We start from the raw sequence: 14,713 nt of genomic DNA on the forward strand, positions 1-14,713 counted from the left end.
CGATGCGTGAGCTATCCAAACCGCTGGCCGGTCTCAAGGTGCTGGACCTCTCGAGGGTGCTTGCCGGCCCCTGGTGCACGCAGCAACTGGCGGATCTCGGCGCCGAGGTGATCAAGGTCGAGAGACCGGGGCGGGGCGACGATACCCGGGCCTGGGGCCCGCCGTGGCTCGACGGCATCGGCACGGGGTCGGGTGCCGGAATGAAAGAGTCCGCCTACTTCCTGAGCGCCAATCGCGGCAAGCGCTCGGTCGCCATCGACCTGTCGACCGCGAAGGGGCAGGAGCTGGTTCGGCGCCTGGCAACGAAGGCTGATGTCGTGATCGAGAACTTCAAGGTCGGCGGGCTGGCTGCCTATGGGCTCGACTACGCCAGCCTCCAACGACTCAAGCCGGACCTGATCTACTGCTCGATCACCGGGTTCGGCCAGGACGGGCCCTACGCCGGCCGCGCCGGCTACGACTTCCTGATCCAGGGTATGGGCGGGCTGATGAGCCTGACCGGTGCGCCCGACGCACAGGGCGGCGAGCCGATGAAGGTCGGCGTCGCGATCACCGACATCTTCACCGGGCTCTATGCCGCCAATGCGATCCTGGCGGCGCTGCGCCGCCGGGATGCGACCGGCGAGGGCGGCTACATCGACATGGCGCTGCTGGATGTCCAGGTCGGCGTCCTCGCCAATCAGGCACTCAACTACCTCACCAGCGGCCAGACGCCGCAGCGCATGGGCAATGCGCACCCCAACATCGTGCCGTACCAGGCGTTCGCCGCTGCCGATGGTCATCTCATCGTCACCGTGGGCAATGACAGCCAGTTTCGCCATCTCTGCGAGGCGCTGGGGGAGCCGGCGTGGGCGGTGGATCCGCGTTTCGCCACCAATGCCCAGCGGGTGGCCCACCGCGAGACGCTGGTTACCCTGCTGGAGGCGAGGTTGATCGCCAGGCCTCGCGACGAGTGGCTGGCGCTGCTGGAGGCCCATGGCGTGCCCTGCGGACCCATCAACACGCTCGATCAGGTCTTCGACGATCCCCAGGTGCGCCATCGCGGCATGTCCTGCGAGAGCGCCATGGAAGATGGGTGCCGTGCCAGATTGGTGGGCAACCCGATCACGCTGGATGGCTGTCGGATGACATCGCCCCGATCGCCGCCGCGCCTGGGGGAGCATACCGCGTGCGTCCTGCACGAATGGTTGGCGCTGGACGCCGAGGCGCTGGCGGATCTGCGTCGCGATGGAGCGATTGGCTGAACGAGCCGTATCTGGGCCCGGTGGTGCCAGACAAGCGGCGAGACATCCCACTAGACCCAGCCCCGTTCCTCGAGCCGCTCGCGGATGATCGGCACCGGCGTCATCAGATGCTCGCGCATCATTCGGCTGGCGGCCGTGGCATCGAGTGACAGGATCGTGTCCACCAGTGTCTGATGCTCCCGGTGCTTGTCGGCCAGCGCCTGATCGGAGAAGACCGTTTGGCGTAGCCATAGATGGCGGTAGCGCTGGGCCTGATCGAACAGGGCCGCCCGCGACTGCAGCAGCGGCGGGCAGTCGCAGCCGGCGACCATGGCATCGTGAAGTGCCTGGTGTCGCCGGTCCCAGCGTTCGAGCATCTCCTCGCCATCATTGATACGGTCGACCTTGGCCAGGGTATGGGCCCGGGCCAGGATCGAGGCCTCCCAGTCATCGTCGCCGCGCTCGATGGCCAGGCGTATCAGCAGGCCCTCGAGTTCGGCGCGAGCGTCGTAGATCGCGGCCAGTTCGGCCACCGACATCGGCGCCACGCGATAGCCACGCTGGCTGATACCGGTGACCAGGCGTTCGCCGATCAGTCGGGTCAAGGCCTCCCGCAACGGGCCGACGCCGGTGTCGTAGCTCGCCTTCAGCCGGCTCATCAGCAGCTTTTCCTGCGGTGCATAGGCGCCGCGGATGATATCCGCTTTCAGGCGCCGGTAGACGTCGAGCGCGGTGGGGGATCGTTCGGAAGTTGCGGTCATCGCCAGGCCCTATCGGGGTCGATCGGTGTCGGTTGGTCAATTCTGTCGATGTTGAAGAAAAATATCGACACCTGTGCTGCGTCGACCGGTATCCGACGAGAGGCGCATTGTGGCCGTCGGCGATGCCGACCAGAATGAACTCGAAACCTTCGGCGCTACCCGGCATCCGTCCGGTGTCGCCATGCACCGGATCCCTCGTGCATCGGCATCCGTCAAGCGAGGTTCGCCATGCCGCTCACCACGCCGCACCAGATCGAACAGCATATCGCCAGGACCATGGCGTTCTATCACCCGCGCTGCATCGATCCCCAGGCGGGTTTCTACCACTACCTCACCGACGACGGGCATCGCTACAACCGCCATCATCGACATCTCGTCTCCAGCGCCGGTTACGTGATCATCTACGCCCGCTCCGCGATGCACACCGGCGCGCCCGAGGCTCTCAAATGGGCACGCCACGGTTTGAAGTTCATCGAGGAGAAACACTACCAGACCCGTACCCAGGGATTCGCCTGGACGCTGGACCACGGCAAGGCAGAAGAAGCCAACCATCACTGCTACGGGCTGGCCTGGGTCATGCTGGCCTACGCAACGGCGCTGAAGGCCGGGGTTGCCGAGGCGCGAATCGGGCTCGACCGAGTTCACGCGCTGATGGATCGCCGGTTCCTTGAGTCCCATTCGCGGCTCTACGCGGCCGAAGCGGACGCGAACTGGCATCTGACGAGCTATCGTGGCCAGAGCGTCAATCAGCGGAGCTGCGAAGCGCTGATCGCGGCGTTCGACGCCACTGGCGAGTCTGCCTTCCTCGACCGGGCGCTGGGTATCGCTCGAACGCTGTGGCAGCGGCTGGCGCCCATGGGCGATGGCTGGTTGTGGGAGAACTACGACCGCGACTGGCATATCGATTTCGACTATCACCGCGACCGTCCCGATGACCAATTTCGACCCTGGGGGTTTCAGATCGGTCACCAGACAGCGTGGGCCAGACTGCTGCTGCGGCTCCATCATCATCGTCCGGCCGAGACCTGGCTGCTGCCGACGGCCCGCCAGTTGTTCATCGAAGCGGTCGAGAAGGGATGGGATGACAAGTATGGCGGATTGATCGGCGGGGTGGATTTCAACCGTCGGCCTCTCCATCGCGACAAGCTCTACTGGGTCCAGGCGGTTAGCCTGGCCGCCGCCGCGATGCTCGGCGACCTGACCGGGGAGGCGCGCTACTGGCGCTGGTACGACAGGATCGCCAACTACTGCTGGCAGCACATGATCGATCACGAGCACGGCGGCTGGTATCGCATCCTGACCCAGGACAACCGGCGCTACTCCCGGCAGAAGAGCCCGGCCCCCAAGACCGACTGCCACAATCTTTCCGCCTGCTACGAGATCCTGCCCATCATGCAGCGCCAGCACGGCGAGCGCGGAGTGGCGGCATCGCTATGACTTCCCGCCTGGTGATGGCGTTTCGGCCGGGTCCGGATCGGTTTCTTCGGCCGGGCCGTCGCTCGTTGCCTCCTTCGCCGCCAGCAGCGCCGCACGCTCGTCGTCGAGGCGATGACGGATATCGGTCCAGGCCGCAAAGGTGCTGAGATAGGCCTCGCCGGTCAGATGATCGAGGAAGTCGCTGTTGCCGAGCATGTCCATCACTGGCCCTTTCACCTCGGCCAGGTGCAGGGTGACCTGCGAATCCTTCAGGCGGGCGTTGATCGCCTCCAGGCTCTCCAGCGCCGAGGCGTCGATCAGGTTGACCGCCGAACAGATCAGCACCAGGTGTCGCATGTTGTCGCGGTCGGCGAGCAGCCCGTAGACGGTATCCTCCAGATAGCGCGCGTTGGCGAAATAGAGGCTCTCGTCCACTCGCAGCAGGGCGATCTCGTCATCGACTTCCGCTTCGTGACGCCGGATGTTGCGAAAGTGCTCGGTGCCCGGGAGGCGCCCGACTTCCGCGGTATGGGGACGGCTGGTGCGGTAGAGGTAGAGCGCCAGCGAGACGCCGACGCCGGCCATGACACCGGCCTCCACCCCTTCGACGAAGGTCAGCACGATGGTGATCAGCATCGCGGCGAAGTCGCTTCGGGAGTAGTGCCAGGTTCGCTTGAGGCCGGGGAGGTCGACCAGCGTCATCGCCGAGACGATGATGCTGGCGGCCAGTGTGGCAATCGGCAGGTAGACGATCAGCGACGTCAGAAACAGGATCACCAGCCCTACGCCCAGCGCGGCGAACGCCCCGGCAGCCGGGGTGCGGGCGCCAGCGTCGAAGTTGATCACCGTGCGTGACAGGCTGCCGGTCACCGGCATGCCGGAAGTGAAGGCCGCCGCCAAGTTGGCGGTGCCGAGGCCGACCAGCTCCTGGTCCGGGGAGATACGCTCACGCCGCCGTGCGGCCAGCATCTGTGCCAGCGACACCGACTCGATGAACCCGACCACGCTGATCAAGAACGCCGGCAGCAGCAGGTCGCGCAGCAGGCCTGGCTCGAACGACGGCAGGCTTAGTGGAGGCAGATGTGCGGGGATGTCGCCGACCACGTTGACGCCATGCGCGGGGAGCTGCAACGCCCAGGAGACCAACGTGGTAATGGCGACGGCCATGACCGGGCCAAGGCGTACGATGAAGGTTGCCTTTCCGGCGCTCAGCCCCATCTTCTGCAGCATCGGCCCTGCCCGCCGCATCAGCAGCAGAAAGACCAGCGCGGCGACGCCCAGTATCAGTGTCGGCCAGTGAACGCCATCGAGATGGCTCAACAGATGTGCCAATTGGTCGATCAGCGTGAATCCCGAGCCGCCGACGCCGATCAGGCTGGCGAACTGGCTGGCGGCGATCAGCACGCCAGAGGCGGTGAGCAGGCCGGAAACCACCGGATGGCTGAGGAAATTGGCGAAGAACCCCAGTCGCAGCAGACCCATGATGGCCAGAATCAGGCCCGACAGCATCGCAAGCGTCATCGCGGCCTGGCTGTAGGCTGGGGTGCCGCTGACGAACAGGGGAGAGAGGGCGGCGGCGGTCATCAGCGAGACGATCGCCATCGGGCCCACCGCCAGCGTGCGGCTGGTGCCGAAGATCGAATAGAGAATCAGCGGCAGCATGCTGGCGTAGAGGCCGGTGATCGCCGGCAGCCCTGCCAGGATGGCGTAGGCCAGGGCCTGGGGAATCACCATCAGGGTGACGATGATGGAAGCTACTAGATCCTCGCTCAGCAGGTGGCGGTTATAGTAGGGCGCCCAACTGATGATCGGGAAATAGCGTGCCAGACGGGCACGGAAGTGGATCTGTTCTCGCGTGTCGGTTCCCGTCAATCGGCGCCAAAGGCTCATCGTCTCGTCACGCTCCCGGTAATAAGCTTATCGTTTAAAAGGATAATCAGGGCGGTAAATGGTGCGCGCACTCCGAATCGTGTGCAAGCCGATGAGTGTTCCGAAATGTCCCCGCGTGCGACGGTGCGGCACGCGCGATGACCTGGCTGGCGGTGTTTCTTCAGGCGTTTGGCGCCGGCATCTCCCGTGCCAGGAAATCCAGTGCGGCGGATTCCGCGCTGCCGCGAAACAGGAAGGTCGTGATGTGACCGCGGCCATTCATCCAGAGCAGTTCCACATGGTTGCCGTCCGCTTCCAGCGCCTGCATGAAGGTTTCGGCCTGCTCGGGGGGCACGAGACTGTCCCAGCTGCCATGAAACAGAAAGAAGGGTGGTGCACCGGGGTGAACATGGAAGACCGGCGATGCCTCGGCATAGGCTGTCGGACGCTCCGCCTCGGTCCCATCCATCAACTGGATCAGCAGGCGACCGCTGTCCCATAGCCGCAGATCTGCCGGCGTACCGCCGGACACCACCGCCGCGAAGCCGGTATCGCTACCGCCGTAAGGGGCGTCCAGCCTGCTGTTCGTGCCTGCCACCAGCGCCAGCAGGCTGACGAGATGCGCCCCGGAGGAGTAACCGAGACCGGCGATGCGCTGCGGATCGATACGCCACTCGACGGCGTGGTCATCGATCCAGTGACGGGCGACCTGCAGATCGTTCAACTGGGCCGGGAAACGATACTCCGGCGCGAACCGATAGCTCACGTTGACCACCACATAGCCTCGGCGCACGAACCGCTTGGCGATCGGAGTCATGTCATCTCGCGAGCGGCCTTCCCAGCCGCCGCCGTGGACCATCATCACGGCAGGGCGCAGCGCCTCGCCGGTGGTTTCCGGCAGGTAGATATCCGCCTGCAGCGGCTGGGGCCAATCCGATGGCGTGTAGGTTTGATTCTTGACCACGCGATAATCGAGGTCGCGTGGCTGTTGCCATGTTGGGGGAAGATCGCCCTTGGGAGCGTTGACGTAGGTAGTGCAGCCGGCAAAGAGAACGCAGGAGAGGACCGCTGGCAGCCAGCGCCCCAGCGGTTTCATGACTCGGATTGGCATTCACGCACATCCCTGATTCGTGTCTGGTGAGTTCAGCGTAAGAGGTCACTGCCCATTGCGCGAATCGTGACAGACGAAGGCTCGATGGTGGATCAGACGGAGGCGTCGAACAGCCGCCCCTGATTTTCCGCGAACGCCTCGGCGATCCTTACCATCTCTTCCGCCGGGATCTGGCGGATGATGTCCCCCGTCGTCCGATCGATGACCTGCGTAATGACTCGACTATCGAACTCGCTCAACTCGAAACGCAGTCCGTACTGAGACATGACGCCGTTGAGCGAGTGAAGCCGATCACTCAAATAACCGACTCCTGGGGCCGAACCGTCCGCTGGCGAAGAGGAAGGCGCCGCGATGGGGGGCGGTGCAACCAACCCCGCCTGGCTCAGCAACGTTTCCAGTCTTTGCTGGGAAGAGCCGTCGGCACTCGGATTGAGAGAGAGCGAAGCCAGATCGATGGGGGTAGGCATGACCATCTTCCTCGAACAGTCGACACGGGGCGTAAACGTCCAGATTTCGTCATCGCTATCTGGACTCGGAGTCAAGACAGGGTGAAGCAAGGGAGAGAGAGAGGCGGGATGAGAAGGAGCAGTTCGTCTGCTGCCGATATCGAAATTGCCCTGGATCCATGCACCCTCGTGGCAGTGCAGGCTTGCCGTGGAGAGCTGGCCTTCCAGCCGCGCCCCCATTTCGATGACGACATGCTCGGATACTTCCTGCCGGCCCAGAGAGGTTCCCGCCAGATGGAGTTCGCGAGCCGCGAGCCACGGCGCTACCCGGGCACCCGTGCCAACCACGACCCGTTGACCATCGGCCGCAACGTCTCCCTCTACCTTCCCTTCGATCCAAAGCGTCTCGCGCGTCTCGAGACGACCCCGCACATCGACCGTTCGGCCGATCCGGCTGCCTTCAGGGAAGGTGGGCGTCTGCCCTGGAAGCGACTCGCTTGCGCATGGGGCGGGAGTGGCATGCTCGAGCAATGATCTGTTACCCGGAGGGGCGGTGTTAAGCGGCGTCCCCGCGGGTAGTCGTTGTCGCCTCGTTACCCGGCGATACCCATCCAACAGCAGCAGGGCGCAGCAGATGAGTCCGCCGAGCAGAAGCCATTCTGCCGAGTCCATAGATTTCATTCCCAAAGCGGCTCCAACCCCCGTGTCGAATAGACCGTTCGGCGATGGTTGGGCGAGATATGTCGATAGCTATCGGCGCGGCGGGAAATATCTGAAGGTGAGAATTGCCGGTAGGCATCGAAGGGAGATAAAGATGCCTCGTCTTCTGCCGATCTATCATCACACCGGGTGGCCATGCTTCAGGCTGAATCCGCCATCCCCCGACAGCGACAGAGAACCGCGACATGTTTCAGAAATCGAACCACAATACCCGGCAGTCGGTGGCGCCATCCCGCAGCAGCGACAGCCCGGCGTCATCTGGCGGCAACCCCATTCCCACTCACGGCCTCTCTCGAATCGGGGGCAAGACGACCCTGCAAGGCGACATCAGCGGCGAAGAGGACCTTCTTATCGAGGGGCGGATCCTGGGCGACGTCCTGTTTCGGAAGCATGGCGTTACCGTCGGTGCGGAAGGCGTCGTGGAAGGCCGGATGGTGGCCAGGGAGTTGACGGTGAAAGGACGGGTGGATGGCACCCTGATTGCCGCCGAGAAGATCACCCTGAAAGCGGGGGCCGTCGTCAACGGCCAACTTCACTCTCCTGGCCTGGTGCTGGAAGACGGCGCGGCATTTCACGGCAACATCGACATGGAGCCGGAACAGGAAGAGCTCAGGAATGCCTTCGAGACTGAGTCAGCGCGCGCCGACTCCACGGTTCCGGCGTCGGCTCGCCTCGGCGCGGAGCCGTCTCCGGTTGCAGAAGCCGGTACCTCCCCGGCGGATGACCGGAGCGCGCCCGTTCCCCCGGTGGGGTCCTAATTATCGAAGGAGCCCAGGGGCTCCTTGATGTTTACTTCGAGATCACCAAGGGCGGCGTCATGCAAAAGTGTTGATCAATGTAATTTTTTAGCCAGAGAAGCATCTATGAACTGAGAATGTCGGACATGTTCGATAAATAGCAGGTCATAAAAGGCCACTCTGTCAATGACTTCCGTTTCTTCCTCGTCATGATCAATTGGAGTCTCCCCTATGCCGGCTGGAGATGGTCTGTTGGGGTTGTGATGAATAGTAGTGATTTCTTCGTGGATGCACCGGGCTTCTTCGAGATTGTCGACGTGAAGGCCAAGCGTACTACCAATTTTCAAGGTTTTTTCAAAGTCGTTGAAATCTTCCGTTGAAGCCCATAAGAAGTTTCCGGATATCTTCTGATATAGTTGTTCGACTTGGATTTGTCGATAATAGGCGTCTAGGACACCCCAATAGCAGAGCTGATAGTTTGAAAGTGTATGGGGTTCAAAAATAGGTAGAGAGCCAGGGGCCGTTGGATCGGCTGAGAATCTTCTCCCTAAGGCCGTTCTCATCGGAAAGCTGCCACGCGTGTATAGACTTTTTGCCGTTTTTCTGAATTCTCTATTGAGAAAAATTAACTGTGGGGAAATACCCATTCTGACGAGTGGGATCAGGAACCCTTTTCCGAAAACGTTGCTTGTTTCAGCATAATGTTGCTCTTTGAAACCGTTGATGATATCTATTTTTTTCTTCAGGAAATTTATCGATTCCCTGGGATTTTCTTTGACGCTCGGAAATATGTCGGCGTAATTTGGGGCCGGCTCGTGTTCGCTGCGAATGTCGGAGAAGATTTTTAAAATCTCCGTCAACATTGTCGTTCCCGTCCTGCCATGGGTAATAGTAAAAATGATGTTTTTATTCGTTTCGATCATAACTTGGAACCATCGATTTTACGTACAGGCTTAGCAGGTCGCCCTGCTACGATCGTGTTGGCAGGTACATCTTGCGTAACCAAGCTACCAGCGGCCACCACAGCATTTTCACCGATATGAGCTGGGCCTAAAACGGTGACGCCTGAGCCCAGCCATACGCCTTTTTCCAAAATGATATCTCTACCGGTATCCGGCACTGCTTTCAGCCTTTTGAGGCCAGTTTCTCTGTAATCATGGGTTCCAGTTAAAAGCATGCAACGATGACCAAAGAAGCAGTCTTCCTTGATAGTGACATTTCCCGAACGAGTGTTCACCAATAGATCATTGATCGATATCGTTGCTCTATCCATATGCAGTCTGCTCGGCTCGCCCCATATTTTTGGCTGTCGCAGTTCCAAGTCGGCTATGAATGGCATCAATAGCTTGGCTAATGCTTGAAGCTCTTTCTTTTTGGCCGTTCTCAGAAGGGCAAGAAAGTCGCTTTCATTCTCATTTTTAGGCTGAGTAGGTGAAGTCGGAACGCTGTGGGGAGTGGTGGTTTTTTGTATGGAAAGCATGGTCAATGCTACCTCAGAAGTTTATCTAGGTCGTCGGAAATGGTGTCTGTATTATTGCAGTCTGAGCCAGATGCGAATGGTTGGATGATTGAGCACGGGCTTGTAATAGCACTCTCTTTTTCCAGGGAATTTCCCCAGTTATTTGCCAATATGGAGTTTGCGGACATCAACAGCCAATGGCTGAGGTCGCGAATGTCGTAGAGTTGATGTAATAGAAACGCCAGCTTGATACGTAGACCATCGTTCATCTCTGCCATGCGATCTATGTCCGGCACGAACAGTGCATCAGCAGTGACCAGTTCCGAGGCTTGTCTAAGTTGCACCGGTGCTTCTTCTGGCGCACTGCTAAGGTAATCAGCATGGTGTAAGCGGTGGAAGCGGAAACCATGTTCACTAGCCCATCGGGTAAGGCTGCCGAGGTCTGCCTGATTTTCATGAGTAGGGTTGAAGCAGACCCGGATCTGAAGCAGTAGCGCTTTTTCCAGAGCCTTGGCTCCATGCTCAAGAATCGTCAGACTGTCATGACGATCGTCGAGGGCCAACATGTCTAGGCTTTCCAATCCTTCGATACTGTCAAGGGCGATGCTAGGAATTTCCAACATCTGCGGAGGCTCTGTAACGCTAGGGGATAACGGCCTAAGACTTGTAATATCGTTTTCGCCACCAGCGCTTGTGAGTATGACAGGTTGACCGCTGCCAAGTGTGACTTGCGAGAAGCACTGAATTTCGCCGTATTGAGCCAACTCCTCTGCATCGTCGAGTGCATTTATTGGATCGAATACCAGGACTGCGATGTTACCCGAGCCGAGCAACTCCTTGGCGTCGCTGCGCATCGCAATACCGGCGCCGTTATCGAGAATCGTAACGGGGCTCTCCAGATCCCAATCGAACTCCTTTAGAAGCGATGCAGGCAGTTTGACGGGCTTGGCCTCATCTTCGAACCAGGCTTGGCCTCCTTTGTTGAAAGTCAGGGCTGCCGGCGCCTTGTCTTCACAGTGGCGTTGCCAGATGGCTCGTAAGACTTTGTGCAGATTTCGGGCAAAGCGAGGGGCATCGCAGATGGGCGACTGTTCGAGATAGGTGCGTAGCGCCGCTCGAATCACTGCCAGACTCGGTAGGTCCGAAGCGAGGTCGAGAACACGTTTGCGGTAGTCTTCCCAGTTGTCCGTCACCAATTCCGGCATGCCGGCGTTGCACAGATGGGTCGCGCTATGGCGGCCGGCAAAAGTCGGGCCGGTGTGGGTGACCACGGGAACGCCCATCAGCAGGGCTTCGCATGTGGTCAGGCCGCCGGAGTACGGCCAGGTGTCCAGCGCGATATCGACACGGTTGTAGCTCTCCAGTAACTCCTTGTGTTGCGAAGGGCCCTCCAGCAGGACTCTCGACCGCTCGACGCCGTGTCTTTCCAGCGTCGCGAGCACGCGCTCGCACACCTCGTCGCTGCTGTACTGGCCGCCTTTCAGGAATAGGCGGCTACCCGGCAGCTGTTGCAGGAGAATTGCCCACTCGGCCAGCAGAGTGTCGTTGACCTTGGCAGGATTGTTGAAGCAGCCGAAGGTGATGTAGCCATTGCTGAGCGAGGGTAGTGCGGTAATGGCGGGCTTGTAGCCCGGGGGCTGATAACAGATATAGTCGTCCGGCAGCCGGATGAGCTTTTCGGTATAGAGGTGGTCGATGCCCGCCGGGGTTTCATGACTGTCGCTCAGGAAGTAGTCAAACGCATCAATGCCCATGCTACTAATCTGCATGCCGACCCATTTGACAATGATGGGAGCCGGCTTCGTGTCGACGGTCGGCAATCGGTTGAGACCGCCATGTCCGGCGAGCTCGATCAGAATGTCGATGTCGTCCTCGAAGATCTTCTCGGCGAGTTGGCGATGATTCAAGTGATAGACGGGATGCCACACGCAGGCCTGCTTGATGCGTTTGGCAATAGGATCATTGTCTCCGGCGTCGGCATCGGAATAGGCATGGAGCTCGATGTCTTCAGGGAGCTGCTCGAGGGCGCTACTGATCATCCAGCCGACCGGATGGGCGCGCAGGTTCCCGGACAACAGACCCACTCTCAACCGGCGATTGGGGGATGTATCCTTCTTGCCGTGATCGAAGACCTGGGGCGGCTTGAAACGCGCGCTCCACTTTTTCGACTTTTCAAGGATGCTCTCTGCCGAGGCTTCCGGATCATAGTGCTTGGTCAGGATCTCGTTGGAGTAAGCACCCGAATAGTCGGGTCTCAAGCGCAGGGCTTCTCGATAATGCCACTCGGCCTTTCTGAAGTCGGCCATGTCCTTGTGGTAGTTACCGAGCGTGTTATGCACTGTGGGGTCTTGAGGCCTCAACGTATAAAGACGATTCAGTGCCTCCAGCCCTTCCTTGAACTTGAAATGGAGCGAGAGGATCACACTGCGCATGGCCAGGACTTCAGCGGGGGAGTGGCCTAGCTCCTCGGCTTTGGACAGGAACTTTTCTGCCTCCGAATAGGAGCCCATCTGGTAGAGCATATGACCCATGTTGAAATGGGCCTGGGCATTGCCGGAATCGAGTTCGATACTGCGGGCCTGCAGTGCCTGGGCTCGCTGCTTCTCTCCCGCCATGAAACAGGCTCGTGCCAGTGCCGTCAGCGTTAAGGGATCATCGGGATCGAGCGCATAAGCTCTCTCCAGTGTCTCTTTGGCCTCATCGGGGGCAATCTGCAGCTGGCAGTTGCCCAGTGCTTTCCAGGCAAAAGCATCCTCGGGATAGTTCTGGACCAGTTTCTCGGCTTCCGTCATGGCGAGTTTGTGCTTGCCCTGCCGGTAGAGATCCATGAACTGTTTTTGACGGGAGGCGGGGGCTTGAAGACTCTGGCTCATAAGAATCCGTATTCCGGTGTGGTGCTGACGAGGATTGGATCAGCTTCCCATACTCGGATAGATTCGAAGCGACGAAGTGATGTCACTCCAAGCCTTTTATCGTCGTGAACCGAAACGTAAAAAGGCCGGCATATTGCCGGCCTCGTTTACCGCTTGGGCGTGCTTACTGGAGCAGTGACAGAACGCTCTGCGGGGACTGGTTGGCCTGGGCCAGGACCGAGGTGCCGGCCTGCTGCAGGATGTTGGCTCGTGTCATGTTGGAGACTTCGACCGCATAGTCGGCGTCTTCGATGCGCGAACGGGCGGCAGACAGGTTGGTCGAGGTCGTGGTGATGTTGTCGATAGCGGTCTCGAAACGGTTCTGGACCGCACCGAGGTTGCTACGCTCGTTGTCGACGTTGTTGAGCTTGTTGTCCAGAATGGCCAGTGCACTGGTGGCGAGCACGTCGAAACCGTTGGTGCTGACAGCGCGAGCCTCGCCGTTGACGGAAGCTCCGGCTGCAGTCGCGGTGCTCGTGTACATGTTCCAGCCGGAGGTGCCGGTGCTGGAGGTACCGGAAGCGCTTGCACCGCCGATGGTGATGCTGATGGTCTCGCCGTCTTTGGAACCGACCTGGATACTGAAGGAAGAATCGCTGGCGTTGGTCTTGAAGACGTTGGTTCCGTTGAAGGACGTCTGAGTCGTAACGCGGTTGATCTCTTCCAGGCGCTGGTTGACTTCCTTCTGGATGGAGTCGATGTCCTGGGCGCTGTTGGTACCGTTCTGGGCCTGTACGGTCAGTTCACGGATACGCTGCAGGTTGTCGTTGATCTGATCCAGCGAGCCTTCGGCAGTCTGGGCCAGGGAGATGCCGTCGTTGGCGTTACGGCTGGCTTGGGTCAGGCCGGTGACGGTAGATGTCATGCGGTTGGCGATGGCCTGGCCGGCAGCATCGTCCTTCGCGCTGTTGATACGCAGGCCGGAAGAGAGACGCTCCATCGCAGTCTGAAGCTGGCCCTGAGACTTGTTCAGGTTGTTCTGACCGATCAGGGAGGTGATGTTGGTATTGATAACTGCCATTGTCGTATTCCTTTCTCGCTTGAGAGGGCAATTTGGGCCTGATCCGCTGCGCGATGGCAGATGGTGCCGGATCCTGCTGCAACGGCCCCGTGGCCGTTGACCCAGTTATCGGCGCTGCCCGATATCGCTTTAGCCCCGGTTGAGAAATTTTTGATGTAATGATTCGGGGCTGATGGGCGTGCCGCCATGCGAGGCCGCGTGGTTGTGGGGATTCTGGCAAGGTAAGAGACCTGACGGCAAAAACCCGAGCAACAAAAGACTTCCGTTGGTTACCAATGGTTACCTTTGGGGCTTGATTTGAGCTGCTGCACTGGGGCAGACGGGGTGGCTGCGTGCTCCAGGCCTCGGGGTTAGGGCCGATCCAATGCGAGCGTGAGAGATTTTCCCCGTTTGCTTCGGCTGTTCGAGAGGAGGAGCGTACTTGATCATGGGCTGGTGGGGGGCTCCGGTGTTACACCATCTTCTCCTGTCCATTGCGTAAGCGCGTCTATAGAGGACGCTGGACGCGATCGCCCCAGGTCACTATCGAACGCCACTATTGATTCGCTCGTTGCTTTGCTCGCCCGCTTTTTCGGTTCCTGGCCCGGCCAGTGCAGGCATGGTGATTTTTCGGGTGTCTTTCGCTAGACTGAGCAGGCCCGTGTCAATGGCAAAATGCTGAATCTTCTGTCGGCAAATAGTGACTCTTTCGTGCCTATCAGAAGGTGGTAGCGCCGACGATGCGTCGATTTCTCTTTTTATTGATAGGGTTTCCTGATAAATCACTATGCCACGCACCATGAATGAACGTGAGAAGATTCGTAAGTTCCGTGAACTTGATGATGCCTTTGCCGAAGCCCTGCGCGAGCTGGATAGCGGGCCCATGCGATCCGAGCAAGTATCGGTAGATCAAATAGATTCAGACTTTAATGATCGTTTGCAACACCTGATGCAGGAGTATGCTTTGAGCCAGCGCTGCGTGCACAAGATGTTGAGCACGCTGATGGAGTATAAGCGAATATCTTGAGAACTTTACATGCTCTTGAGCGAGACCCCATT

Annotated in this window: 13 protein-coding genes; 5 read left to right on the top strand and 8 right to left on the bottom strand. The window is 59.7% G+C overall.

All coding sequences use genetic code 11. The annotated features are described in order from the left end of the window. Nucleotides 1-2: 2 nt before the first annotated feature. The gene (locus DOM56_RS11095) at nucleotides 3-1,244 is read left to right on the top strand and encodes a CaiB/BaiF CoA-transferase family protein (protein ID WP_110709339.1); all 1,242 of its coding nucleotides are present in this window, start codon (nucleotides 3-5) and stop codon (nucleotides 1,242-1,244) included. Between the two features lie 50 nt (nucleotides 1,245-1,294). Here DOM56_RS11095 and csiR read toward each other — a convergent pair whose 3' ends face one another. Beyond that, a complete protein-coding gene (gene csiR / locus DOM56_RS11100; protein WP_110708809.1) occupies nucleotides 1,295-1,984 on the bottom strand; it encodes a DNA-binding transcriptional regulator CsiR in 690 nt (229 codons plus the stop codon). A 228-nt stretch (nucleotides 1,985-2,212) separates the two neighbouring features. Between csiR and DOM56_RS11105 the strand changes: the two genes are divergently transcribed. Beyond that, nucleotides 2,213-3,421, top strand: coding sequence for an AGE family epimerase/isomerase (locus tag DOM56_RS11105; RefSeq protein ID WP_110708810.1), 1,209 nt, complete (start codon nucleotides 2,213-2,215; stop codon nucleotides 3,419-3,421). Here the strand turns inward: DOM56_RS11105 and sulP are convergent. The 3 genes from sulP to DOM56_RS19935 all read right to left on the bottom strand — a co-directional run bounded on the left by sulP (nucleotide 3,416) and on the right by DOM56_RS19935 (nucleotide 6,847). Continuing rightward, nucleotides 3,416-5,290 (bottom strand): sulfate permease, encoded by a 1,875-nt coding sequence (gene sulP / locus DOM56_RS11110; protein WP_110708811.1) that lies wholly within the window; start codon nucleotides 5,288-5,290, stop codon nucleotides 3,416-3,418. The two genes, DOM56_RS11105 and sulP, sit on opposite strands and share 6 nt — an antisense overlap. A 160-nt stretch (nucleotides 5,291-5,450) precedes the next feature. Next, nucleotides 5,451-6,380 carry an alpha/beta hydrolase gene (locus DOM56_RS11115; protein WP_110708812.1) on the bottom strand — a complete coding sequence of 310 codons (930 nt, stop codon included), beginning with the start codon at nucleotides 6,378-6,380 and terminating at the stop codon, nucleotides 5,451-5,453. 92 nt (nucleotides 6,381-6,472) lie between these two features. After that, entirely contained in the window at nucleotides 6,473-6,847 is a 375-nt protein-coding gene (locus DOM56_RS19935; RefSeq protein ID WP_232822255.1) for a flagellar protein FlaG, read from the bottom strand. Between the two features lie 168 nt (nucleotides 6,848-7,015). Here DOM56_RS19935 and DOM56_RS19940 point away from each other — a divergent pair, with 168 nt between their 5' ends. Next, nucleotides 7,016-7,360, top strand: a complete 345-nt coding sequence (locus tag DOM56_RS19940; protein ID WP_232822256.1) for a hypothetical protein — start codon at nucleotides 7,016-7,018, stop codon at nucleotides 7,358-7,360. Between the two features lie 371 nt (nucleotides 7,361-7,731). Then, nucleotides 7,732-8,304 carry a polymer-forming cytoskeletal protein gene (locus DOM56_RS11125; protein WP_110708814.1) on the top strand — a complete coding sequence of 191 codons (573 nt, stop codon included), beginning with the start codon at nucleotides 7,732-7,734 and terminating at the stop codon, nucleotides 8,302-8,304. Nucleotides 8,305-8,378: 74 nt separating this feature from the next. Here DOM56_RS11125 and DOM56_RS19690 read toward each other — a convergent pair whose 3' ends face one another. The 4 genes from DOM56_RS19690 to DOM56_RS11140 all read right to left on the bottom strand — a co-directional run bounded on the left by DOM56_RS19690 (nucleotide 8,379) and on the right by DOM56_RS11140 (nucleotide 13,675). Beyond that, nucleotides 8,379-9,146, bottom strand: coding sequence for a hypothetical protein (locus tag DOM56_RS19690; protein ID WP_157958213.1), 768 nt, complete (start codon nucleotides 9,144-9,146; stop codon nucleotides 8,379-8,381). 56 nt (nucleotides 9,147-9,202) lie between these two features. Next, complete coding sequence (locus DOM56_RS11130) at nucleotides 9,203-9,763, bottom strand: acyltransferase (protein ID WP_110709341.1); 561 nt, start codon at nucleotides 9,761-9,763, stop codon at nucleotides 9,203-9,205. Between the two features lie 8 nt (nucleotides 9,764-9,771). After that, nucleotides 9,772-12,615, bottom strand: a complete 2,844-nt coding sequence (locus DOM56_RS11135) for a tetratricopeptide repeat protein (protein WP_110708815.1) — start codon at nucleotides 12,613-12,615, stop codon at nucleotides 9,772-9,774. 163 nt (nucleotides 12,616-12,778) lie between these two features. Then, nucleotides 12,779-13,675 carry a flagellin gene (locus DOM56_RS11140; RefSeq protein WP_110599439.1) on the bottom strand — a complete coding sequence of 299 codons (897 nt, stop codon included), beginning with the start codon at nucleotides 13,673-13,675 and terminating at the stop codon, nucleotides 12,779-12,781. 766 nt (nucleotides 13,676-14,441) lie between these two features. Here DOM56_RS11140 and DOM56_RS11145 point away from each other — a divergent pair. After that, nucleotides 14,442-14,681, top strand: coding sequence for a hypothetical protein (locus DOM56_RS11145; RefSeq protein WP_232822257.1), 240 nt, complete (start codon nucleotides 14,442-14,444; stop codon nucleotides 14,679-14,681). Nucleotides 14,682-14,713: the final 32 nt, after the last annotated feature.

Source organism: Salinicola sp. CR57, from assembly GCF_003206585.1.
Taxonomy (GTDB): domain Bacteria; phylum Pseudomonadota; class Gammaproteobacteria; order Pseudomonadales; family Halomonadaceae; genus Salinicola; species Salinicola lusitanus.